Annotated in this window: 26 protein-coding genes; 14 read left to right on the forward strand and 12 right to left on the reverse strand. The window is 69.4% G+C overall.

The annotated features are described in order from the left end of the window. The first annotated feature begins 83 nt into the window (after positions 1-83). Positions 84-1,226 (forward strand): acyl-CoA dehydrogenase, encoded by a 1,143-nt coding sequence (locus tag LT972_RS09215; RefSeq protein WP_232569729.1) that lies wholly within the window; start codon positions 84-86, stop codon positions 1,224-1,226. Between the two features lie 18 nt (positions 1,227-1,244). On the opposite strand, the gene LT972_RS09220 is transcribed toward LT972_RS09215, so the two are convergent. After that, the gene (locus LT972_RS09220; protein WP_232569731.1) at positions 1,245-1,559 is read right to left on the reverse strand and encodes an AzlD family protein; all 315 of its coding nucleotides are present in this window, start codon (positions 1,557-1,559) and stop codon (positions 1,245-1,247) included. Beyond that, positions 1,552-2,232, reverse strand: a complete 681-nt coding sequence (locus tag LT972_RS09225) for an AzlC family ABC transporter permease (protein WP_232572665.1) — start codon at positions 2,230-2,232, stop codon at positions 1,552-1,554. The genes LT972_RS09220 and LT972_RS09225 overlap by 8 nt, the downstream gene beginning before the upstream one ends. 202 nt (positions 2,233-2,434) lie before the next feature. Here LT972_RS09225 and LT972_RS09230 point away from each other — a divergent pair, with 202 nt between their 5' ends. Then, positions 2,435-2,710 carry a DUF7111 family protein gene (locus LT972_RS09230; protein ID WP_232569733.1) on the forward strand — a complete coding sequence of 92 codons (276 nt, stop codon included), beginning with the start codon at positions 2,435-2,437 and terminating at the stop codon, positions 2,708-2,710. An 18-nt stretch (positions 2,711-2,728) separates the two neighbouring features. Here LT972_RS09230 and LT972_RS09235 read toward each other — a convergent pair whose 3' ends face one another. Further along, a complete protein-coding gene (locus tag LT972_RS09235; RefSeq protein WP_232569735.1) occupies positions 2,729-4,276 on the reverse strand; it encodes an LVIVD repeat-containing protein in 1,548 nt (515 codons plus the stop codon). Between the two features lie 160 nt (positions 4,277-4,436). Here LT972_RS09235 and LT972_RS09240 point away from each other — a divergent pair, with 160 nt between their 5' ends. Continuing rightward, the gene (locus LT972_RS09240; protein WP_232569737.1) at positions 4,437-5,606 is read left to right on the forward strand and encodes a thiolase domain-containing protein; all 1,170 of its coding nucleotides are present in this window, start codon (positions 4,437-4,439) and stop codon (positions 5,604-5,606) included. Beyond that, complete coding sequence (locus tag LT972_RS09245) at positions 5,603-5,983, forward strand: Zn-ribbon domain-containing OB-fold protein (RefSeq protein ID WP_232569738.1); 381 nt, start codon at positions 5,603-5,605, stop codon at positions 5,981-5,983. Before LT972_RS09240 ends, LT972_RS09245 begins: the two co-directional genes overlap by 4 nt. Here LT972_RS09245 and LT972_RS09250 read toward each other — a convergent pair. From LT972_RS09250 to LT972_RS09260, 3 genes are read right to left on the reverse strand one after another with little or no spacing between them, the layout of a single operon-like run. Beyond that, complete coding sequence (locus tag LT972_RS09250) at positions 5,960-6,895, reverse strand: alpha/beta fold hydrolase (protein ID WP_232569740.1); 936 nt, start codon at positions 6,893-6,895, stop codon at positions 5,960-5,962. The genes LT972_RS09245 and LT972_RS09250 overlap by 24 nt on opposite strands. Positions 6,896-6,920: 25 nt before the next feature. After that, on the reverse strand, positions 6,921-7,907 hold the full coding sequence (gene meaB, locus LT972_RS09255; RefSeq protein ID WP_232569742.1) for a methylmalonyl Co-A mutase-associated GTPase MeaB: 987 nt from the start codon (positions 7,905-7,907) through the stop codon (positions 6,921-6,923). A gap of 1 nt (position 7,908) precedes the next feature. Next, on the reverse strand, positions 7,909-8,325 hold the full coding sequence (locus tag LT972_RS09260) for a cobalamin B12-binding domain-containing protein (RefSeq protein ID WP_232569744.1): 417 nt from the start codon (positions 8,323-8,325) through the stop codon (positions 7,909-7,911). A gap of 119 nt (positions 8,326-8,444) precedes the next feature. Here LT972_RS09260 and LT972_RS09265 point away from each other — a divergent pair, with 119 nt between their 5' ends. Both LT972_RS09265 and LT972_RS09270 read left to right on the forward strand, forming a co-directional pair. Continuing rightward, positions 8,445-9,053 carry a DUF420 domain-containing protein gene (locus LT972_RS09265; RefSeq protein ID WP_232569746.1) on the forward strand — a complete coding sequence of 203 codons (609 nt, stop codon included), beginning with the start codon at positions 8,445-8,447 and terminating at the stop codon, positions 9,051-9,053. 46 nt (positions 9,054-9,099) lie between these two features. Continuing rightward, the gene (locus tag LT972_RS09270) at positions 9,100-9,558 is read left to right on the forward strand and encodes a hypothetical protein (RefSeq protein ID WP_232569748.1); all 459 of its coding nucleotides are present in this window, start codon (positions 9,100-9,102) and stop codon (positions 9,556-9,558) included. A 1-nt stretch (position 9,559) separates the two neighbouring features. Here LT972_RS09270 and LT972_RS09275 read toward each other — a convergent pair whose 3' ends face one another. Genes LT972_RS09275 through cyoE form a run of 4 tightly spaced genes read right to left on the reverse strand, consistent with a single transcriptional unit; the run spans position 9,560 to position 13,250 of the window. After that, positions 9,560-10,303, reverse strand: a complete 744-nt coding sequence (locus LT972_RS09275; protein ID WP_232569750.1) for an ABC transporter permease — start codon at positions 10,301-10,303, stop codon at positions 9,560-9,562. Beyond that, positions 10,300-11,214, reverse strand: a complete 915-nt coding sequence (locus LT972_RS09280; protein ID WP_232569751.1) for an ABC transporter ATP-binding protein — start codon at positions 11,212-11,214, stop codon at positions 10,300-10,302. The genes LT972_RS09275 and LT972_RS09280 overlap by 4 nt, the downstream gene beginning before the upstream one ends. Positions 11,215-11,272: 58 nt before the next feature. Continuing rightward, a complete protein-coding gene (locus LT972_RS09285; protein ID WP_232569753.1) occupies positions 11,273-11,923 on the reverse strand; it encodes a DUF7546 family protein in 651 nt (216 codons plus the stop codon). Position 11,924: 1 nt separating this feature from the next. Further along, positions 11,925-13,250, reverse strand: coding sequence for a heme o synthase (cyoE, locus tag LT972_RS09290; RefSeq protein WP_232572666.1), 1,326 nt, complete (start codon positions 13,248-13,250; stop codon positions 11,925-11,927). A gap of 158 nt (positions 13,251-13,408) precedes the next feature. Between cyoE and coxB the strand changes: the two genes are divergently transcribed. Then, positions 13,409-14,170 carry a cytochrome c oxidase subunit II gene (coxB, locus tag LT972_RS09295; RefSeq protein ID WP_232569755.1) on the forward strand — a complete coding sequence of 254 codons (762 nt, stop codon included), beginning with the start codon at positions 13,409-13,411 and terminating at the stop codon, positions 14,168-14,170. Here the strand turns inward: coxB and LT972_RS09300 are convergent. Together LT972_RS09300 and LT972_RS09305 are read right to left on the reverse strand one after the other, a co-directional pair. Next, positions 14,167-15,003 carry a biotin--[acetyl-CoA-carboxylase] ligase gene (locus tag LT972_RS09300; protein ID WP_232569757.1) on the reverse strand — a complete coding sequence of 279 codons (837 nt, stop codon included), beginning with the start codon at positions 15,001-15,003 and terminating at the stop codon, positions 14,167-14,169. The two genes, coxB and LT972_RS09300, sit on opposite strands and share 4 nt — an antisense overlap. A 37-nt stretch (positions 15,004-15,040) precedes the next feature. Then, positions 15,041-15,898, reverse strand: coding sequence for a cytochrome c oxidase subunit 3 (locus LT972_RS09305; protein ID WP_232569759.1), 858 nt, complete (start codon positions 15,896-15,898; stop codon positions 15,041-15,043). A gap of 99 nt (positions 15,899-15,997) precedes the next feature. On the opposite strand from LT972_RS09305, the gene LT972_RS09310 reads away from it, so the two are divergent. From LT972_RS09310 to LT972_RS09340, 7 genes are all read left to right on the forward strand, one after another. Next, the gene (locus LT972_RS09310; protein ID WP_232569760.1) at positions 15,998-17,380 is read left to right on the forward strand and encodes a hypothetical protein; all 1,383 of its coding nucleotides are present in this window, start codon (positions 15,998-16,000) and stop codon (positions 17,378-17,380) included. After that, entirely contained in the window at positions 17,377-17,631 is a 255-nt protein-coding gene (locus LT972_RS09315; RefSeq protein ID WP_232569762.1) for a C2H2-type zinc finger protein, read from the forward strand. Before LT972_RS09310 ends, LT972_RS09315 begins: the two co-directional genes overlap by 4 nt. 43 nt (positions 17,632-17,674) lie before the next feature. Next, a complete protein-coding gene (locus LT972_RS09320) occupies positions 17,675-18,037 on the forward strand; it encodes a DUF7541 family protein (RefSeq protein WP_232569764.1) in 363 nt (120 codons plus the stop codon). Between the two features lie 41 nt (positions 18,038-18,078). Further along, the gene (locus LT972_RS09325; protein ID WP_232569765.1) at positions 18,079-18,408 is read left to right on the forward strand and encodes a DUF6684 family protein; all 330 of its coding nucleotides are present in this window, start codon (positions 18,079-18,081) and stop codon (positions 18,406-18,408) included. A 126-nt stretch (positions 18,409-18,534) separates the two neighbouring features. After that, positions 18,535-20,274, forward strand: coding sequence for a cytochrome c oxidase subunit I (ctaD, locus tag LT972_RS09330; protein WP_232569767.1), 1,740 nt, complete (start codon positions 18,535-18,537; stop codon positions 20,272-20,274). A 193-nt stretch (positions 20,275-20,467) separates the two neighbouring features. After that, entirely contained in the window at positions 20,468-20,761 is a 294-nt protein-coding gene (locus LT972_RS09335; RefSeq protein ID WP_232569769.1) for a DUF7520 family protein, read from the forward strand. A gap of 47 nt (positions 20,762-20,808) precedes the next feature. After that, positions 20,809-21,552, forward strand: a complete 744-nt coding sequence (locus tag LT972_RS09340; RefSeq protein ID WP_232569771.1) for a GNAT family N-acetyltransferase — start codon at positions 20,809-20,811, stop codon at positions 21,550-21,552. The last annotated feature ends 12 nt before the right edge of the window (positions 21,553-21,564 follow it).

Consider the following 21,564-nt stretch of genomic DNA (forward strand, 5'->3'; position numbering starts at 1 on the left):
CTGCCCCTTAGGGGCGGAGTGCAAAAAGGGATTGGGCGTGCGTCGATGAGAAAAGTAAAGGACGGACGCGGCGAGGTTCAAGCATGGACTTCAGCCTCACCGCCGAGCAACAGCAGATTCGCGACATGGTCGCGGAGTTCGTCGACGAAGAGGTGAAACCGCGCGCCTCCGAAATCGACGCGGACGACGAGTTCCCGTGGGACCTCGTCGAGGAGATGAGCGAACTCGGCCTGATGGGGATGCCGTTCCCCGAGGAGTACGACGGCGCGGGCCTCGACTACCACTCCTACGCCATCGCGCTCGAGGAGATTGCGCGCGGAAGCGGCGGCCTCGGCACCGTCGTCGCGGCCCACACGAGCCTCGCGGGGAACATGCTGAACGCGTACGGGAACGACGAGCAGAAGACCGAGTTCCTCGCGCCGATGAACCGCGGCGACGACGTCGGCGCGTTCGCGCTCTCCGAGGCGGGCGCCGGCTCCGACGTGCCGTCGATGGAGACGACCGCGGAGAAGGACGGCGACGAGTACGTCGTCAACGGCGACAAACTCTGGATTTCGAACGGGAGCGTCGCGAACACGGTGACGCTGTTCGCGAAGACCGACCCCGACGGCGGCCACCGCGGCATCTCCTCGTTCGTCGTGCGACCCGAGGAAGACGACGGCTTCTACGTCGAGGGCACCGAGGACAAACTCGGCGACAAGGGCTGTCCGACCGCGGAACTCCGGTTCGACGACATGCGCATCCCGGAGAGCCGCCTGCTCGGCGAGGAGGGCGACGGCTTCACGCACGCGCTCGAAACCCTCAACGGCGGGCGCATCACCATCGCCGCGCGCTCCATCGGCCTCGCGCGCGCCGCCCTCGAGGATTCCCTGGAGTACGCTCAAGACCGCGAGCAGTTCGAACAGCCCATCTCGGAGTTCCAGACCATCCAGCACAAGCTCGCGGACATGGACACGAAGATTCAGTCCGCCGAGTTGCTGATGCACAAGGCCGCTGACAAGAAGATGCGCGGTGAGGACTTCATCAAAGACGCCGCGCAGGCGAAACTGTACGCCTCCGAAATCAGCCGGGAGGTCACGAACGAGGGCATCCAGATTCACGGCGGCTACGGCTACACGAAGGACTTCGACGTGGAGCGGTACTACCGCGACTCGAAACTCAACGAAATCTACGAGGGCACCAGCGAGGTGCTCCGGAATACGATCGCGCGCCGGCTGATGAAGTAACGCGGTCAGTTCACCTTCTCACAGTGCGGTTCTGAACGCGAGGACCGTGCCGACGCCGACGGCGAGGGACAGCAACAGGTTCCCCGTCTTCCGGGCGGCGGCGAGCGTGGCGGCGGCGGCGGCCCACTCCGGCGGGCCGCCGCGGGCGAGCGCGGGCGCGACGAAGGCGACGACGACGGCACCGGGGAGCACGTCGATGCCGGCCTCGACGCGGTCCGAGAGGTCGACCTGGCCGACGACCCAGTAGCCGACGCTCTTCGTGCCGTAAGTGGCGACGGCCATCGCGAGAACCACGGCGACGACGGCCGGGTCGAGTGCGAGCGCGTCAGTCATCGTGAGTCAGCACCTCCACGGCCGCGCCGGCGAGCGCGCCGCCCATGATGTACCACTGGCCTGGGGCGAGGGCGTCGAGTGCGAGCGCGACGGCCGCGGCCGCGAGCCAGGGCCGGAGCGACTCGCGGCCTTCCCAGAAGCCGGCGGCGAGCGTGAGGAACAGCGCGGTGACGACGAAATCGAGGCCGTACTGCGCGGGGTCGCCGACGAGGTCGCCCGCGGTCACGCCGACGACCGTCGAAGCGACCCACAGCAGCCAGAGCACGACGCCGCTCCCGAGCAGGAACGCGCCGCGGGTGCTGCCCTCGCGGAGTTTGGCGACGGTGAGCGCCCAGTTCTCGTCCGCGAAGAAGAACAGGCTCGTGTACGCCTGGCCGGCCGTGAGGTCCTCGAACCACGGCCGGAGCGCCGCGCCCATCAGGACGTACCGGAGGTTCACGATGGCGGTCGTGGTGACGACTGCGACCACCGGAATCGGGTCGGCCCAGAGTTCGACGGCGACGAGTTGGGCGGCGCCGGCGAGCACGGCCGCGCTCATCAGCGCGGCCTCGGCGACGCTCAGTCCGGCGCCCGCGGCGACGACGCCGAAGACGACGCCGTAGCCGGCGACGCCGAGCGCGACCGGGGCACCGGCGACGAACCCCTCCCGGAATCCCGCGAGTGTGAACGTCATTTGCTCGCCGTTGCCGTCCCCAGTCGCGTCTGGCCGGTCGCCCCTCTGGTCGACGTCAGCCACCGCTGGCCCTCCGTTCGGCTGCTCGCATCGAATCGACCGAGGGCTCCGGCCGTGAAAACGATTCGGAGCGGTGGCAGAATCGGCCGGGAGCGGGCCGCCAGTCGCCGTGTTTTTGCCGGCGCCGGTCGAACCTCCGGCGATGACCGAGGAGACCGCGGAGGCCGACGGCGTCACTGCCCGGTACTACGAGACGGAGACCGAGCGCGTCCTCGAGTTCTCGGGGCCGGGCGGGACCGCCGCGGTCGCCCAGAACGTCGAGGGGTACGCGATGTTGAAGGTGCGCCCGACGGCCGACGGCGACGAACTGGAGCGGTACTACGGCTTCGACATGGCGCTCGACCACGCGGCGGAACTGCTCGGCGTCGCGCCGAACGACCTACCGGTACCCGACGCGGCAGCCGACATGGGGATGTAGGAGGCGGCCGGCGCCCCGTCAGTCGTCGCGGAGTCGGTGGAGCGCCGCGAGTGCGGTGCCAGCGACGGCGGCGCCGACGCCGAATCCGGGCGTCGAACCGCCCGAGGACTCGTCCGTCGACTCGGTGGTCGTCGGCGGGGGGTCGGCCGGCGTGACCTCCGTGGTCGCTTCGGTCGTCGTGGCGGCAGTCGTGTTCGCGGCGGTGTCGGTGGTTGTCGTGGTCGTCTCGACACGCGAGAAGTCGAACAGCGGCACCTGCTCGGGGACGCCGGTCGCGTTCACCTCGTAAGTGGTCGCGGCCACGGCGTCGCTCGCGTCGGGTTCGGGGAACGCGTAGATGCTCGCGTTCTCGCCGTCCCGCCGCGCGCTCTCGGGCGCAGACGGGTCGTAGTAACTGGACGCGACGAACCCCTCGTCGAGGGGGACCGCCGTCCAGAACGACGTAGTTCTCGGTGACGCCCACGCGCCGAGGGTCTCCGGGGCGGTGGGGTCGCTCGCATCGTAGACGCGGACGCCGCTCTCGTACCACGCCGCGTACAGGCGGTCACCGCGGAAGTGGCAGTTGTGCGCCGTCGAGACGCTCTTCTCGCCGTCCCCGTTCGTGACGACGGGCGGTCGGAGCGCGCTCGTCCGCTCGGGACTGGACTTGTCGCCGATGTCGTACAGTTCGATGCCGCCGGGGCCGCTGTAGTCGTCGCCGCTCCCGTCGCCGAACGACTCGCGGCCGACCGCGAGCAGTGACCCGTCGTCGGAGAGCGCGATGTTGTGGGCGTTCCCTGGGACGGTTCGGAGGCGGGCGAACGCCTCGTCCCTGCTCAGCGACTCGTAGGCTTCGGGGTCGACGCCGCCGACTTGGGACACGGCGCTGGGGTTTGCCGGGTCCGAGACGTCCACGAGCCACGTCCCGGCGTCCCAGTTCGAGACGTACGCGTAGCCGTCGCGGACCGTGACGTCGTGGGTCTGGTGGAGCGTGCTCGGGACGGCCGCCCAGTCATCGTTCGCGTCGACGACCGACCACGTCGACACCTCGGTCGGTTCGTCGCCGGCGAGGTCGTACGCGACCATCGGCGAGTGCTCGCGGAGGTTCGCGGTGATGTAGAGGACACCGTCGCCGAAGGCGGCGTTGTGGATGCTGTGGTCAGTCTGGAGTTCGACGACCTGCTCGGGACTTGTCGGGGTGCTCACGTCGAACACGGCGGCTCCGGACGGCGGATCACCGTCGGCGAGGCCGGTCGGCCCGACGACTGCGACGCGGTCGCCGTCGCGGACGAGGTCGCCCACGCCGCCCATCGCGTCGCTGTCCAACGTGGGTTCGACCTCGGCGACGACCGACGGTTCGTCGAGGGTGTCGAAGTCGACGACGAGGAGCCGATCGCCGGCCGCGCCGTACACGTACCGGCCGTCTGCGCCGGGGAGTATCTCCTCGGTACCGGGCGCGTTGACGACGAACGCGGGGTCGATTCGCGGCGGGTCGGCAGTGGTCGCGGACGCGCCGGCGCCGAAGCCGGGGAGCGTCGTGCCGGCGGTGCCGGCGGCGAGCGCACCGAGGAAGGCGCGTCGACGCATCGTCACGAGTCAGGGTTGGCGGGCGGTGCGACTGTCCGTCCGGTGCGAGCGGTGGTGGAGGGCATACCCGTGAATGTGATACGTTCACGTACATGAAAGTTAGTGTCGCATCGCCCCCGGTTCCGCACACCTTTTGAACCCTCTCGGACAATCGTGTAGTATGACGAACGTCCGCGTGGCCGGGGTCGGCTTGACCCACTTCGGTCACCACCCAGAGCGAACGAGCCGCGACCTGTTCGCGGAGGCAGGGCTGTCCGCGCTCGACGACGCCGACGTGGCGGCCGGCGACGTCGAGTCGGTGTACTACGGGAACTTCATGGGCGAACTCAGCGAGCACCAGGGCCACCAGGGCCCGCTGGCCGCCGAGGCGCTCGGCGTGGACGCGCCCGCCACGCGGTACGAGAGCGCGTGTGCGTCCAGCGGCGTGGCGCTCCGGCAGGCCGTCCGGGACGTGCGCAACGGCGAAGTCGACGTGGCCGTCGTCGGCGGCGCCGAGCGCATGAACAACCTCGAGACCGCCGAGTCGACGGAGGCGCTGGCCATCGCGGCCGACGACCTCTACGAGGTGCGCGCGGGGATGACGTTCCCGGGGGCGTACGCGCTGATGGCGTCGGCGTACTTCGAGCAGTTCGGCGGCTCCCGCGAGGACCTCGCGCACGTCGCGGTGAAGAACCACGCGAACGCGCTCGGGAACGACCACGCGCAGTACCAAAAGGAGATTACCGTCGAGGACGCGATGGAGTCGCCGCCGGTCGCGTCGCCGCTCCACCTCTACGACGCGTGTCCCGTCACGGACGGCGCGAGTGCGGTCGTCCTCGTCGGCGAGGCGTACGCGGAGTCCGAGGACCTCGACGCGCCCGTGGCGGTCACGGGCACCGGGCAGGGCGGCGACAAGATGGCGCTCCACGACCGCGAGGACGTCGCCACGTCCCCGGCCGCGACCGACGCCGCGGAGGAGGCGTACGAGGACGCCGGCGTGAGCGCGGACGACGTTGACCTCGCGGAGGTCCACGACTGTTTCACCATCGCGGAGGTGCTGGCGACCGAGTCGCTGGGCTTCTTCGAGACCGGCGAGGGCGTCGACGCCGCCCGGCGGGGCGTCACCACGAGCGACGGCGACCTCCCGGTGAATCTCTCGGGCGGCCTGAAGGCGAAGGGCCACCCGGTCGGCGCGACGGGCACGAGCCAGGTCGCGGAGTTGACGAAACTCCTGCGCGGCGACCACGTGAACAGCGAGCACGTCCCCGACGCGACCACGGCCGTCGCGCACAACGCCGGTGGGACCGTGGCGAGTGCAGTCGTCCACGTCTTAGAGGAGGTGGAAGCATGAGCGACGTTCGCGACGCCGGCTACGACGACTTCGTGGACGCGCTCGCAGACGGCGAGGGCTACTACGTGGAATGCGACGAGGGCCACGGCAGCCTGCCGCCGCGGCGCGCGTGCCCGCACTGCGCGAGCCGCGACCTCTCGGAGGAACCGCTCCCCGAGACCGGGACCGTCGAGTCCTGCACCGAGATTCACGTGCCGACGCCGTCGTTCGCCGACGACGCGCCGTACGTCGTCGCCGTCGTGGACTTCGGGCCGGTGCGAGTCACGGGGCAGGTGCTCGCCGACCCCGAGGACGTGGAAATCGGGTCGACGGTCGCGCCGACCGTCACCGAGACGGCGACGGAGGGCGACCGGTTAGTGGCGTTCGAGTTGCGGTAGTTCCTCGCGCACCGCTTCGAGAAACGACTCGGGCTGTTCCGCGTGCGGGAGGAGACTCGTGTCGTCTAGGACGACCAGCCGCGCGTCCACTTCCTCGGCGAGCCGACGGCCCTCGGAGAGCGGCGTAATCTTCGCTTCGCGACCCCAGACGAGCGTCACCGGGCAGTCGACGGCGGCGAGTTCGTCCGCGAGGTCCACTTGAGGGTCGAGGAAGCCGCCGGCGAACGACGCGGGCGCGAACCGCGCGCCGGACTGGTGGGCGGTCCGCCACTGGTAGTCCACGAGGTCGTCGGTGACGCGGTCGGCGCGGTAGTAGCCGTCGCGCTCGTCGAACTTCCGGAGCGCGGGCTTGCTCGTGAGCGCGTTGAACAGCCCCGAGCCGACGACCGGCGTCCGGACGAGGCGGCGCACCCACGGGCGGCGCGCGCCGGTGTCGGCGGTCGGGCAGACCAAGACGAGCCCCGACACGTCGGCGTCGTTCGCGGCCATCGCGGCCCACGACCCGGTGAGCGAGGACGCGACGACGACCGGATCGTCGGCCACCTCGGAGAGGAAGTCCGCGACGAACCCCTCGTAGAGGTTCGACGTGTACGCCACGGCGGGCCGGTCAGTGCGCCCGAATCCGGGGAGGTCGGGGGCGAGCACGTGGTAGTCCTCGGCGAGCGCGTCGAACACGTCCGCGAACTCGCGGCTGGACCCGGCCGCGTGGACGCCGTGCAGGAGGACCACGTCAGGGGCGTCCGGGTCGCCAGCCTCGGCGTACGCCACGTCGAAGCCGCGCCACCGGTGCGTGCGCTGGTCGCCGCCGAGCGCCGGCTGGAGGGTGCCGGCGCGGGCGCGCAGGGCGCGGTTGGCCAGTTCGGTCACGGCGAGGCCACCCACGGCTCCGGCGAGTAGTCTGCGAAGTCGCATGCGAGAATCGAGGACCGCCAGTCGTTTAGCCGTTGTGACGGTCGCGGCCGAGCGCGTCCGCGACGGGCGCGACGATGTCGTCCGCGAGTTCGTACGGCGTCGTCTCGCCGGCGTCGATGCGCGCGACGAGGTCGTCGATGCCGCCCCGCGCCTCGATTTCGGCTTCGAGGAGTTCGCTGGCGTCCTCCCGGAGGAGGTTCCGGAGTTCCTCGGCGTACCTGGTGTGGCGCTTCTCCGCGCGGCGCCCGGAGTCGTCGAGCCAGTCCGCGTGGGACTGGAACACGTCGAGCAGTTCGTCGACGCCGTCGCCGTCCTTCGCGACGGTTTCGGCGATTTCCGGCTCCCAGTCGCCCTCCTCGCCCTCCCGGAGGTCGAGCATGTTCCGGAGTTCGGTGACGGTCTGGTTCGCGCCCGCGAGGTCGGCCTTGTTCACGACGAACACGTCCCCGATTTCGAGGATGCCCGCCTTCAGCATCTGGACGTCGTCGCCGGAAGACGGCGGCACGAGCACCGCGACGGTGTCCGCGGTCTTCACCACGTCGACCTCGTTTTGCCCGGCGCCGACCGTCTCGATGATTATCTTGTCCTTCCCGAACGCGTCGAGGGCTTTCACCGCGTCCGCGGTCGCCGTCGAGAGCCCGCCGAGGCTGCCGCGAGCGGACATCGACCGGAAGAACACGTCCATGTCCGTCGCCGTCGAGGACATCCGGATGCGGTCGCCGAGCACCGCGCCGCCCGTGAACGGCGAGGACGGGTCGACGGCGATGACGCCGACGGTCAGCCCGCGGTCGCGGTACGTCTTCGCCATCTTGTCCACCAGCGTCGACTTCCCGGAGCCGGGGCTGCCGGTGATGCCGATGACGTCGGCGTCGCCCGTGTGCGGGTAGAGCGCCGACACCACGTCGCGGTAGCCGGGCGTCCGGTTCTCTATCTTCGTGATGGCGCGAGCGAGCGCCCGGTGCTTGCCCGCGAGCAACTCTCGGACGAGTTCGGGCTCGTCGGTGGTCGCCATCTCAGTCACGTCGCTTCACGTTCTCCCGGACGAACTCGATGGTCTCCTCCATCGGCGTGCCCGGGCCGAAGACGGCGTCGACGCCTTCCTCCTCGAGGCCGGGGCGGTCCTCCTCGGGGATGATGCCGCCGACGATGAGGAGGGTGTCGTCGAACGCGTCGTACTCCTCTAGGCCCTCGATAATCTTCGGGACGAGCGTGTTGTGGGCGCCCGAGAGGATGGAGATGCCGAGTACGTCGACGTCCTCCTGGACCGTCGCCTGCACGATTTCCTCGGGGGCCTTGTGGAGCCCGGAGTAGATGACCTCGAAGCCGGCGTCGCGGAACGCCCGCGTGATGACGTGTGCGCCGCGGTCGTGGCCGTCGAGGCCGACCTTGGCCACGAGACACCGGATGTTCCGTTGAGCGTCCTGACTCATGTCCCGGATTTCGCCGGATGAGGGTTTCACTCTAACGGACTCGGGCCACGCCTCGGTTGTACTACAACAACTGAGGTTGAAGCGAAAGCGGGTAGACCCCGGCCTCCCAAACGCCGGGTATGGCATCCGCCGACCTCTCCGGCTACGCGAGAGCGAACCCCCGCCGCCTCACCGCCGTCCTCTCGGTCATCGGGTACGCGCTCGTCATCGGCGCCTTCGAAGGACTCATCCCCCTGTTCCCCGACCTCTCCCGGGAAACCGTACTGCTGTTCTCGGACGCCATCGCCGTCGTGAACACGCTCGCGCTCACCAGTCTGCTCGCGGGCGCCGCGTTCATCAAGCGGGGCGAGGTTCGGAAACACCGCGTTGCGATGCTCACCGCGTTCGGGCTCATCTGCGCGTTCCTCGTGCTCTACCTCTGGAAGGTCGGCGGCGGCTTCGAGAAGTCCATCGTCATCGAGGAGGGGATGTTCCTCGGTCAGTACGCGGGGACCGTCGAACTGCTCTACCTCCTGATGCTCGGCGTCCACATCTTCCTCTCCGTCGTCGCCGTTCCCGTCGTGTTGTACGCCGTGATTCTCGGGCTGACCCACACCCCGGAGGAACTCCGGGAGACGAGTCACGCGAAGTACGGCCGCATCGCCGTCACGTCGTGGGCGCTGTCGCTGTTCCTCGGCGTGGTCACGTACTTCATGCTCAACCACGTCTACACGTGGACGGTGCGGTGACGCCAGTCGGGTAGATTCAAAAGCCCGGTACACGCACGTAGTACCGATGGGCACGGCAGACGCGCCGGACGGTCCGGCGACACCCACCGACTCGGAGACGCCCGACGACGCGGAGACGTGGCGCTGTAAGGACTGCGGGAAGCGCCAGCGCGACCCCGACCCGCCCTGCGAGAACTGCTGGGGGACGACGTTCGTCGCGGGCGACGCCGCCACCGACGACTTCACGAACGACACGTCGCTCGCGTCCCCGGACGCCACGACGCCGACGAACGTGACGTCCCCGCGCGTCGTCCGCGTCAGAACCGCGACGACACGCGCGACCGCCGTCAGCGTCGCCGTCGCGTGCTGTTTCGCGGGCGCCTACACCGTCGTCGGCGCCGGCAGCCAACTCCGCGCGGTCATGTTCACGGGCGCGCTATCGGTCGGCGTGCTCGCGCTGGTCTTCTTCGTCGCGACCGTCCTGCTCGCCGTCTCGGACCGCGTCGGCGAACTCGTCGCGGAGTGAGTCACTCCGTCCACGGAATGAGCGCGGCGCCGACGCCGAACGCGACGACCGCGAGCGCGACGACAACCGCGACGTTCGTCGTCACGTCGCCACCCGAGTAGGTGGCGGCGCGCACGCCCCGCGAGAAGTAGACGAGCGGGGAGAAATCCAGTAGCGGCCGGAACCACGCAGGGAACAGGTCCGGTTGGACGAACGTCTCCGAGAGGAACAAGAGGGGGAGCGCGACGCCGTTGCTCGCGGCGATGGCGCCGTCCTGTCCGTCCGCGAGACTCCCCAGCACCGCCCCGATGCCACAGAACAGCACGGACGCGACGGGCACGAGCACGGCGAGCCACGGCGAGAGCGTGAACTGCGCGCCCGTGAGCAGGAGCGCGACGAGCAGGACGAAACACGCCGCGGCGATGAGCGCGACGTTCACGAGCGAGTGCGCGGCGAGCCACTCGGCGCGCGTGAGCGGTGTCGTCGAGAGTTTCTCGAAGCGGTTACCCTCGCGGTGGCGCGCGACCGTGCTGCCGACCCGCGACAGCGGCGTGAACAACACGACCGTCGCGAGGTAGCCGGGGACGTAGTAGCCGGTCGGCTCCGAGAACAGGCCGCCGCTCCCGGACTGCGTGCGCACGAGCCCGGCGAAGATGACGATGAGCAACACGGGGAAGAAGAACGTGAAGAACACCGCGGTGCGCCGCCGGAGGAACGTCCGGTAGGTCGCGGTGGCTTCCGCGAGCACGCGCTTCGCGCGGCTCATCGCGTCACCTCCGCGCGCTCGGCGGCACCGGCGAGCGCGAGGTACGCGTCCTCAAGCGTCGGTTCGCGCCACGACAGCGCCTCGAAGGGGACGCCGGCGTCGTCGAGCGCGGCGACCACGTCGCCGATGTCCTCGGGCGACACGTCCCGGAACACGAGCCCCTCCTCGGTGCGTTCGGGCGCGAAACCGGAGCCGCCGGGGTCGCCGAAGTCGGCCGAATCGGCGTCGGTGTCGACGACGAGTCGGGGGTCGCCGGCGTGGTCGGCGACGAGTTCGCTCGGCGTACCGGTCGCCGCCACCGCGCCGTCAGCGAGCAGGGCGACGCGGTCCGCGAGCCGTTCGGCCTCGGCCATGTCGTGGGTGGTGAGGAGGATGGTGGTGCCGGCGTCCGCGAGGTCCTCGAACAGCGACCAGAGCGCGCGCCGCCCCGCCGGGTCGACGGCGGTCGTCGGTTCGTCGAGGAACAGCACGTCCGGGTCGTTCACGAGCGCCGCGGCGACGCAGGCGCGGCGCTTCTCGCCGCCCGAGAGGTCGCCGTACCACGTCTCCGAGTCCGGGTCGAGGCCGACCTCGCGGAGCACGGCGTCCGGGTCGCGGGCGTCGTCGTAGAGGCCCGCGTAGTACGCGACGAGTTCGCTCGCGGTCAGCCGGTCGGGCGGCGAGAAGTCCTGCGGGAGCAGGCCGACGCGCTGCTTGCGCGCCGCCCGCGGGTCCGCCCCGAGCAGCGACACGTCGCCCGCGTCGGGGGTCGCGGTGCCGGTGAGACAGCGCACGAGCGTCGTCTTCCCCGCGCCGTTCGGCCCGACGAGCGCGAACACCTCGCCCGCGTCGACGGCCAGCGAGACGCCCGCGAGCGCGGCGGTGTCGCCGTACGACTTCGCGACGCCGTCGGCGACGAGTACCGAATCCATGTCTCTGGCTGGGTGGCGAGTCGAATAAAGGACTGCGACTTCGGCGCGCCCGCGGACCCTACCGCGTCGGGCGCCACGCCAGCAGGACGACCGAGGAGACGTAGATGGCCGTCGAGAGCGCGTACGGCTGGTTCGTGGCGACCGAGGCGAGCGCCGACGCACTCCCGAACGCGCCCGTGAGCAGCGTCGCAGCGACCGGCCACGTACAACTCACGCACGCGAACAGACCGAGCAAGCCCGCGACGCCGGACCGGGTGGCATCGAGTATCGTCGCGACGACGAGGTACGCGAGCGCCCCGTAGCCGATTACCTTGAACGGGAGCAGGCTCACCGTCAGGCCGGTCCCGCTGTAGACGAGCGCCGGCCCCCAGCCGGGAGAGAGCCACGCGATTCGCGCGCCGAGCCCGGCGCCGTGGAGCATGTAGAGGCCGCCGACGCCGCCGAGCAACAGGAAGTACGCCGCACCGACCGCGAACGCCCCCCACTTGCGCTTCGCCGGCGCGTCCGGGAGGTCCACCCGAGAAACCCCCCAGATGGCGGCGTTTATCCACACGAAGGGGTACGCGAGGAACGCGAGGTCGGCGGGCGTGGAACTCGACACCGAGAAGTAGAACAACACGAGCGCGAGTTCGCCGTTCAACAGGAGCGCGCCGTACAACAGCGTCTTGCTCGAGGGCGCCAGTCCGTCGGCGGACACGTTCACACTCATTTCAGACCACCATCGCGTCGAGGACGACGGCGACGAGCAGACAGCCGAGGTAGGCGTTCGACGCGTGGAACGACCGCATCGCGGCGGCGCGGTCGCGCTCCCGGTGGAGGCGCACCGCGAAGTAGAGGAACACCGCGCCCAGCGCGACGGTGGTCCCCGCGAACAGCGCGCCGAGACCGGTGAGCGCGGCGAGCGCCACGGCGGAGACGAGCGTCGCGCCGAGGTAGTAGAGGATGTGCTTGCGCGTCGTCGCCTCGCCTTTCACGACGGGCATCAGCGGGAAGCCGCCGCGCTCGTAGTCGTCCTTGTACGCGAGCGCGAGGTTGTAGAAGTGCGCGGGCGTCCACAGGAAGATGACCGTCGCGAGCGCGATGCCCGCGACGCCCACGTTCCCGGTGACCGCCGCCCACCCGATGAGCGCAGGCAGGGCGCCCGCCGCGCCGCCGATGACCGTGCTCTGTCGCGTGTTCGGCTTCAACACGAGCGTGTAAATCACGGAGTAGAACACGATGGCGGTCAGCCCGAGGAAGGCGGTGAGCGCGTTCACCGCGTAGAACGCCGCCAGCGACGCCACCGCGAGCGCGACCCCGAACGCGACTGCGTTCCGAATCGGGATGCGGTCGGTGACGACCGGGCGGTCGTTCGTGCGCTGCATCTTCTTGTCCTTCTCGCGTTCGAGGACGTGGTTGAACGTCCCGGACGCACCGATGGCGAGCACGCCGCCGCCGAGCGTCGCGAGCACCGTCCCGGTCTGGAGGTCGCTCCCGGCGGCGAGCGCCATGCCCGCCGACGCGACCAGACAGAGCAGCCACATCAACCGCGGCTTCATCAGGCGGAAGTACGCGTACGCCGTCGCGAGCGGGCCGGTGCCCGGCTGGGTCGCGGGTTCGTCGTCGCCGCGAGCCGCGCCCTCCCACTCCTTGGACGGCAGGTCGCCCGTCTGGGTTTCCAGCGTCCACGCGAGCGCGAGCACGAGCGACGCGAAGATGGCGACGCCGAGCGCGAGGTGCGCGCCGGCGAGCGCCGCCGACGACCCGGTGGTCGCGGTGAGCGCGCCGACCCCGACCTGCACCGGGTACAGCAGGAACGCCGCGCTCACGGCGCCCCGAACCCGCGTGGATTCGCCGCGCCGCCACGCCATGACGGTGGCGGCGACCACGAGCAGCCCGGTGACGACAGCGGCGGTGCGGTGGCCCCAGACGATGGCGAGCGACGTGGAGTCCAGGGCGTACCAGCGCCCGCCACACGCGGGCCACGAGCGACACGCGTCCGCCGCGCCGGTCAGCGCCGTCGTCGCGCCGACGACGAGCAGGGTGTAGACGCCCATCGCGGCCGCGGCGAGCACGGCGGTGAACCGGTCTGGTGAGTGTCGAGTCACGTGCGTCTCTCGTCCGGGGATTACGACCGGGTACACTTAGCCTGTCCGACTCGCGGACGCGGGGATTCAGCACCTATTTATGGAACCACTCCCAACCTGCGAACAGTATGAGAGGCAAGCGGCTCGCTCCCGTTCTCGTCGCCGCCGTCGGGTTCCTCGTCGCCTTCGTGGACCCGGTCGCCGCTGCGCAGTACCAGTCGGTGACCGAGGAACTCATCCGCGACCTGAATTCGATGATGCTCGCGGCCGCGCTCCCAATCACCCTGTTGGTCGAGGGCATCCTCGTCTACACGGTCTGGAAGTTCCGGAACGCGGACGAGGCGAAACCCACCAAGGAGAACCGCCGACTGGAGATCACGTGGACCGTCGCCACCGCCGTCGTGTTGCTGTTCGTCGGTGTCGCCGCCTACGGCGTGATGGGTCAGACCGCCGTCACCGCCACGCAGGCAGACGCTCAGGAGGCCATCGCCGAGGACGACACCGTCGTCGTGGACACCGTCGGCGTGCAGTGGTACTGGAAGTACGAGTACCCCGAGGAGAACCTCACGACCAGCTCCGGGCCGGCTGTCAGCGGCGTCGACGTCGGGAATCAACCGATGGTGATACCCGAGGACACCAAACTCGTGATACGGACGCACTCCGAGGACGTGATCCACGCGTTCCACGCGCCCGAAATCGGCCTGAAGGCCGACGCAGTGCCGGGCCAGACGAACTACCTCATCACCGAAGTCACCGAGAAGGGCACCTACCAGCTCTACTGCGCTGAGTTCTGCGGGCAGGGCCACTCCGAGATGCTCGGCACCATCGAGGTCGTCGAGGAAGAGAAGTACGAGGAGTGGGTCGAGGACCCCGAGAACGTCTCCGTCTAAGCGCGCCGCAGTCGCGCACACTCTCCTTCCGTCACTTCCACTCGCGAGCCGCCGGTATCGACGACGAGCGCGCCGCGGTCCGTGACCGCCACGGCGTCACCGATCACGTCGTCGCCGTTCCGGCGCTGGACGCGCACGCGCTCGCCGAGCGTCGCGCTCCGGTCGCGCCACGCGTCGACCGCCGCCTCGAAGCCGGCGTCGGACTCGACGCGCGACGACCAGTCCAGGAGGCGGTCGTGGAGCGTCGCCGCGACCTCGGTCTCGTCCACGTCGCCGACCTCGTTCCGTAGCGTCGTCACCGGCCGGTCGACGTCGAGGTCGTCGGGCGCGGGGTTCGCGTTCACGCCGACGCCGAGCACCGCAAAGGAGAGGTCGGCGTCGGCCGGGTCGGTACCAGGGAGCACGTCGTCGACGGGCTTGCCCGCAATCGGCACCTCGTCGACGACGGCCTCCGTGAGGACGCCACAGAGTTTCGCGCGCTCGCCGTCCGACTCGACGACCACGTCGTTGGGCCACTTTAGGCGGGCGTCGGCGCCGAACGCCTCGGCGGTCTCCGCGGCGGCGAGGCCGCCGGCGAACGTGAGACGGCCGACGTGGCGCGCGTCGAACGCCGGCCGAACGAGCGTACTCGACCAGACGCCGCCCGGCGGAGACGCCCAGACGTTCCCGGTGCGACCGCGGCCCGCGGTCTGCTCGTCGGCGACGACGAACGTCCCGTGAGCCGCGCCGTCTCTGCCTTCGGCTCGCGCGACGTCGTTCGTGCTCGGACACGACTCCCGGTGGACGAGCGGCGCGTCGACGCGCTCGCGCAACTCGTCGGGGTCGATTGGCATGCCGCGACGTTCGCGGCGACCGAGAAAAAAGCCCGCGTTACACGACCGCGCCGGCGTACAGCACGACGACGAGGAAGATCCAGACGGCGTCGACGAAGTGCCAGTACATCGAGACGGTGCTCACCGAGGTGTGGCGCTCGGCCGAGTACTGACCCTGGAACGCGCGCACGGTGATGATACCGATGAGAACGGCGCCGAGCGTGACGTGGAGGCCGTGCAGCCCGGTCAGCCCGAAGAACGCGCTCTCGAACATCCCGCCGGAGAACGTGAGGCCCTCGTGGACGATGAACTCGTAGTACTCGTAAATCTGGCCGGCGATGAACACCACGCCGAGGACGAGCGTGGACACGAGCAACGCGAGGAAGCGACTCCGGTTGCCCTTCCGGAGCGCGACGTGCGCGAAGTGCAGCGTGAAACTCGACACCACGAGGATGGCGGTGTTCCCGATGACGAGCGCGCCGAGGAAGCCATCGGGGACGGCCTCGACGGCGGTCGTCCACTGGCTCCCCGCGCGGATGAAGAAGTAGTAGACGAACCCGGCGCCGAACGTCGCGATTTCCGTGCCGAGGAACAGCATCATCCCCCACCGGAGCGCGCTGTTGTGTCCGGCGTCCTTGCTCCAGTACGCCTTCACGAACGCGTGGTAGACCCAGCCGTAGAGCCCCGTGAGGAAGGCGAACGTGCTGGCCACGAACACGCCCGGTCCGACCATCGGCCCGACGAGCGCGTTCTGCCCGCGCCCGAGTACGTACAGCGCGGCGCCGAGGTAGAAGCCGGCGGCGCCGAGCGCGGTGATGAATGGCCACCAGCTGGCCTCGCCGAAGCCCTTCGGCCAGTCTTCCACGGCCGGTAGGTGGTGCCCGTGGTCCTCCGTCGAATCGTCCGCTACGCTCATACCAGCGGCTTGCGTGGCGAGCACTAAAAACCCATCCAACCGCGTCGGGCCCGACGCCGGACCGGAATCCTCAGGGGCGACCGCGACCAAGCGCCGCGCATGTACCGTCGCGGGGCGCGCGTCGCCGGTGTCGTCGTCGGACTGTCGCTCGTGTGCGGGGTCGCGCTCGCACACGGGGGGAGTCTCCGCAACGCCACCCAGCAGGAACTCGCGGTGCCGACGTGGCTGTTCCTCTCGACCGGCGGCGCGGTCGTCGGCGCGTCGTTCCTGCTCGCGAGTTTCGTCACCGACCGCGCGTTCGTCGCCGCCGTCCACGAGTGGCGGCGAGCGATTCCCGTCCCGCGGCGAGCGCTCGCGTGGGCCGGTCGCGTCGTCGGCGTCGGCGGGTTCGCGCTCGTCCTCGGCACCGGCTTCGTCGGGCCGACGGACGAACTCCGGAACGCCGCCGTGATGGTCGTCTGGGTCGGCTGGTGGGCCGGGTTCGTGATGGCGACGTACCTCGTCGGGAACGCGTGGCCCGCGGTCGACCCGTTCCGCACGCTCTCGCGGCCCGTCGAGTGGGCGCGAGCGCGGCTGTCCGGACACACGGCGGGCGTATCGACCGAGCGCGGCGCGTGGGCGAGCGCGGCGCTCCTCCTCGCGCTCGTCTGGGTCGAAATCGTCAGTCCGCTCGCCGAGGAGCCGCGACTGCTCGCCGCGGCCGCGGTCGGCTACCTCGCGGTCGCCGTCGCCGGCGTGGCCGTCGTCGGGCACGGCGCGTGGTTCGAGCGCGTCGACCCGCTCGCGCGCCTGTTCCGGATGTACGGCGCGGTCGCACCGATTCAGCGAACCGACGACGGCATCCGCCTCCGGTTGCCCGCGACCCGTCTCAGCGAGCGCGTGGTGACGACTCGCGGCGGCGTCGCGTTCGTCGTCGCCGTCCTCTGGGGGACGACCTACGACGGCCTCGTCGGCACGCCCGCGTGGGCGTCGTTCGCGCGAGAACTCGTCTCGCTCGGCGTCCCCGCGCCCGTCCTCTACCCCGCGGCGCTCGCCGGCGGCTTCGTCGTGTTCCACCGCGTCTACTGGTGGGCCGCCCGGAAGGCCTGCGAGACCGCGCCGACGTACGACGACCCGGAGACGCTCGCGGTCCGGTTCGCGCCGTCGCTGCTCGCCATCGCCGCCGGCTACCACCTCGCGCACTACCTCGTCTACTTCCTCTCGCTGTCGCCGTCGCTTGTCGGCGCGGTCCTCGCGCCCCTCGACCCGCCCGTCGCGCGCACGCTCGTCCTCCCGAGTTGGGTGTCCGGCGTCGGCGTCGCCGCCGTCCTGCTCGGCCACCTGCTCGCCATCTGGGTCGCCCACGGCACCGCCTACGACCAGTTCCCCGGTCGCCTGCAGGCCATTCGGAGTCAGTACCCGCTGACCGCCGCGATGGTGTTCTACACGATGACCAGCCTCTGGATAATCGGCCAACCCAGCGTCACCCCACCGTTCCTATGACACGACAGACGCCACCCGAGGACGCTCCGCGGTGTTCGTACTGCGGCGACGCGTTCCCCGACGAACGCCTCCGCGACCTCCACCGCGGCCTCGAACACTACGACCGCATCGACGACGACGAACGCGACGCCTACGAGGACGCCTACCGCGACGAGGAGACCGACCTCCGGTCGTTCCGCATCCGCGCGCTCGCCGCGCTCGTCGTCCTCTACTTCGGGTTCCTCATCCTCTACGCGCTCGTCACGCTGTGACGGAAGCGATGGGTTTCTAACGCGGCGCGCCGAACGTCCCCGTATGGCCGAACAACAGGAAGCGGGGTTGAGCGACCAGTACACTCGCGCCAGTCCGTGGCCGATTCCCGTCGTGCTCGGCATCGTCATCTCCGAAATCGGCATCGTGTTCGACGGACTCCTCCCCGTCGCCGTCGGCGGACTGTTGTTGTTCGCCGTGAGCGTCGTCGGCATCCTCCGGGAGTCGGACTTCTCGCGCACGCTCTGGAAACCCGCGCTCGTCGTCGCCGTCCTGTTCGGCGCGGCCGGCGGCGCGCTGTACGGGTGGACGGCGGCCGACGCCCGCGGTCTCGCGCTCCTCGGGAGCGCAGTCGTGGTCGCGGCCGGGTCGCTCGCGGCGTTCCTCTACGAGACCGAACGGCTCTGAATCCTCAACCTATATTTGTTCGCCCCGACCTACTCCCGACAATGAGTTCCAGAATATTCACGAAGGACACGCTCCTCGACATCTCGGTCAACGTGATTCCGCTGGTCATCATGGCGTTCTTCATCGTGGTGTTCGTCGCGTTGAACCCGTGGGCCGGCGGCTTCACGCTGGAGCGCGTCCTCCAGTTCGTCCTCGTCGCGTGGATTCTCATCGGCCTCGCCGTGCTCACGTACGTCGCCGCCACGCGCATCGAGACCGGCGAAGAGGTCGAGCCGTGGCACGCCGGCATCGAGGAACACGAGGCGGCTGAAGAGACCGACGACGCGGACGCCGAGACGACAGACGCCGACGACGCGGACGACGAGTCGTAACCGAACGGCGCGCGGACGGACCTGTCAGCGACACACTCTGGTCGTCGTTCTGTCACGCGGTTCCCGTTCTCTCCTCGCCGCGACCAATCCTAAGCTTTCTTTACGGTCCGGTACTGACTGTTCGGCATGGCCTCGTCATCACTGGTGCTTACCGTCCTGATGGGGATACTCCTCGTCGGTGTGGCCGCTTTCCTCGCGCGCTTAGAGGACTGGCGGTCCTACACTCCCCTCAGCGACGTCGGCGGTGCGCTCGGGGAGCGCACCGACTACGGGCACGAAGAGAAACCGGGCGGTCTCATTCGGTGGTTCACCACGGTCGACCACAAGGACATCGGCATCCTCTACGGACTCTACGGCACGATCGCGTTCGCGTGGGGCGGCCTCGCCGTCCTCATCATGCGCATCGAACTCGTCGCACCGGGCGTGAACCTCATCAGCCCGAACCTCTACAACGGCTTCCTGACCAGCCACGGCATCACGATGCTGTTCCTGTTCGGGACGCCGATGATCGCGGCGTTCGGTAACTACTTCATCCCGCTTTTGATCGGCGCGGACGACATGGCGTTCCCGCGCATCAACGCCATCGCGTTCTGGCTGCTGCCGCCGGGCGCGCTGCTCATCTGGGCTGGCTTCTTCCTCCAGCCGCTGGGCGTCAACCCCGCGGCGACGTCGTGGACGATGTACACGCCGCTGTCCATCCAGATGCCGAGCCCCGCAATCGACATGATGTTGCTCGGGCTCCATCTCACGGGGGTCTCGGCGACGATGGGCGCGATTAACTTCATCGCGACCATCTTCACGGAGCGCGGCGACGACATCGGGTGGCCGCAACTCGACATCTTCTCGTGGACGATGCTCACGCAGTCGGGGCTCATCCTGTTCGCGTTCCCGCTGCTCGGCAGCGCGCTCATCATGTTGCTCCTCGACCGGAACTTCGGCACGACGTTCTTCACGGTCGCTGGCGGCGACCCCATCCTCTGGCAGCACCTGTTCTGGTTCTTCGGCCACCCCGAAGTGTACATCCTGGTGCTCCCGCCGATGGGGCTGGTCAGTCTCATCCTGCCGAAGTTCTCCGGCCGGAAACTGTTCGGATTCAAATTCGTCGTCTACTCCACGCTCGCAATCGGGGTGCTGAGTTTCGGCGTGTGGGCTCACCACATGTTCACCACGGGCATCGACCCGCGCCTGCGGGCTAGCTTCATGGCGGTGTCACTCGCCATCGCGATTCCGTCCGCGGTGAAGGTGTTCAACTGGATTACGACGATGTGGAACGGTCGGCTCCGCCTCACCGCGCCGATGCTGTTCTGCATCGGGTTCGTCCAGAACTTCATCATCGGCGGCGTCACGGGCATCTTCCTCGCGGCGATTCCCGTCGACCTCATCCTCCACGACACCTACTACGTCGTCGGTCACTTCCACTTCATCGTGTACGGCGCCATCGGCTTCGCGCTGTTCGCGGGGACCTACTACTGGTTCCCGATGTTCACGGGCCGGATGTACCAGAAGCGCCTCGCGCACGCTCACTTCTGGCTGGCGCTCGTCGGGTCGAACCTGACGTTCCTCGCGATGCTGTGGCTCGGCTACGGCGGCATGCCGCGCCGGTACGCGACGTACCTGCCGCGGTTCGTGGACGCCCACCAGATTGCGACGTTCGGAGCGTTCCTCATCGGCATCAGCACCCTGTTCTGGCTGTGGAACATGGTCGTCTCCTGGAAGGAGGGGACGAAAGTCGACTCCGCGGACCCGTGGGACCTCGAGAACCACGGACAGAAGACCAAGGAGTGGACGTGGTTCGAAGCGAAGCGCAAGAAGCCGGTTCCGGACGGCGGCGACGACGAGGACGCCGACCCGCAGTCCGCGGACTGACGCGGTAGCGACTCTTCTCTCGGTGTTTCGTTCGGCTACGACAGCGACGGTGCGAGGACGAGCACGAAGCCGGTGACGAACATCAGTACCGCGAGGCCGCCGAGCAACAGGAGCAGTACTTCTTTGTCTTCCATACCGTTGAGTTGCGCGCGACACCGCAAAAGGCTACTCACTCGGTCGCCTACGGGCGAGTGTGAACGAACGCGAGCGAGGTGGACGGCGCGTCGTCCTCTGGATGTACGCGGGTGCGGTGGCCGTCGCGGGCATCTTCGGGTACTTCCTGGGTGTCATCGTGTACGGAAGCGGCGGGCCGACCGGGCCACTCGCCGAGGGGCCCGCGCCGCAGTACGGGACGTTCGGCCCGGTGACCTTCGAGTTGACGCCGCTGAATCTCGCGCTGTTCGGCGTCGTGATGGTCGGCACCATGCTCGGCGTGGCGCTGGCGGCCATCGTGTACGTGTCGAACAGCGAGCGCGTCGCACAGTAGGTGTCGCCGCGGGTAGGTATTAGTGGGCGGGCGCCGTCGGTGGTGGTATGGACGTTCGAGAAGCGACCAGCGCGGACGCCGAGGGGATTCGTCGAGTAGCCAGTGCCTCCCTCGAGGCGACGTACGCCGACGCGCTCGGCGAGGACGTCGTGGCCGAGGCCGTCGACGAGTGGTACCGGAACGGCCGTCTCGCCGACCGGCTCGACGACGAGAGCGTCCAGTTCCTCGTCGCGGCGGACGACGGCGACGTGGTCGCGTTCTCGGAGAGCGAACTCGACGGGGACGCGGCGGCGGCCATCGAGTGGCTGCACGTCCACCCCGACCACCGGGAACGGGGGTTGGGCGTGGAGTTGCTGGAGCGCACCGAAGCCGAGTTGCTGGAGCGGGGCGCGAACCGAATCGAGGGGCGGGTCATCGCGGCGAACCAGTCGGGCAACGAGTTCTACCAGGACCACGGTTACGTGCGGACGGGCGCGCGGACGCTGTCGGTGGCCGGCAGCGACCACACGGAGAACCTCTACGTGAAACTTCCCGAGAGCGAGGACCCCACCCTAATCGAACCGCGGGAGACCGCGGAGGGGACGCTGTACGTGGCGTTCGACGAGCGCGAGCGCGGCTCGAAGGCGCCGTTTTACTCGGCGTACCGCACCGAGGACCGGAACGACCGGTTCGGGTTCTACTGCGCGAACTGCGAGTCCGTGGACACGTCGATGGATTCGATGGGGCGCGTGGAGTGTGCGAACTGCGGGAACAAGCGCCGGGCGACGCGGTGGGACTCGGCGTACCTGTAGAGGCCTCGGGAG

The organism is Halobacterium litoreum (assembly GCF_021233415.1).
GTDB lineage: Archaea > Halobacteriota > Halobacteria > Halobacteriales > Halobacteriaceae > Halobacterium > Halobacterium litoreum.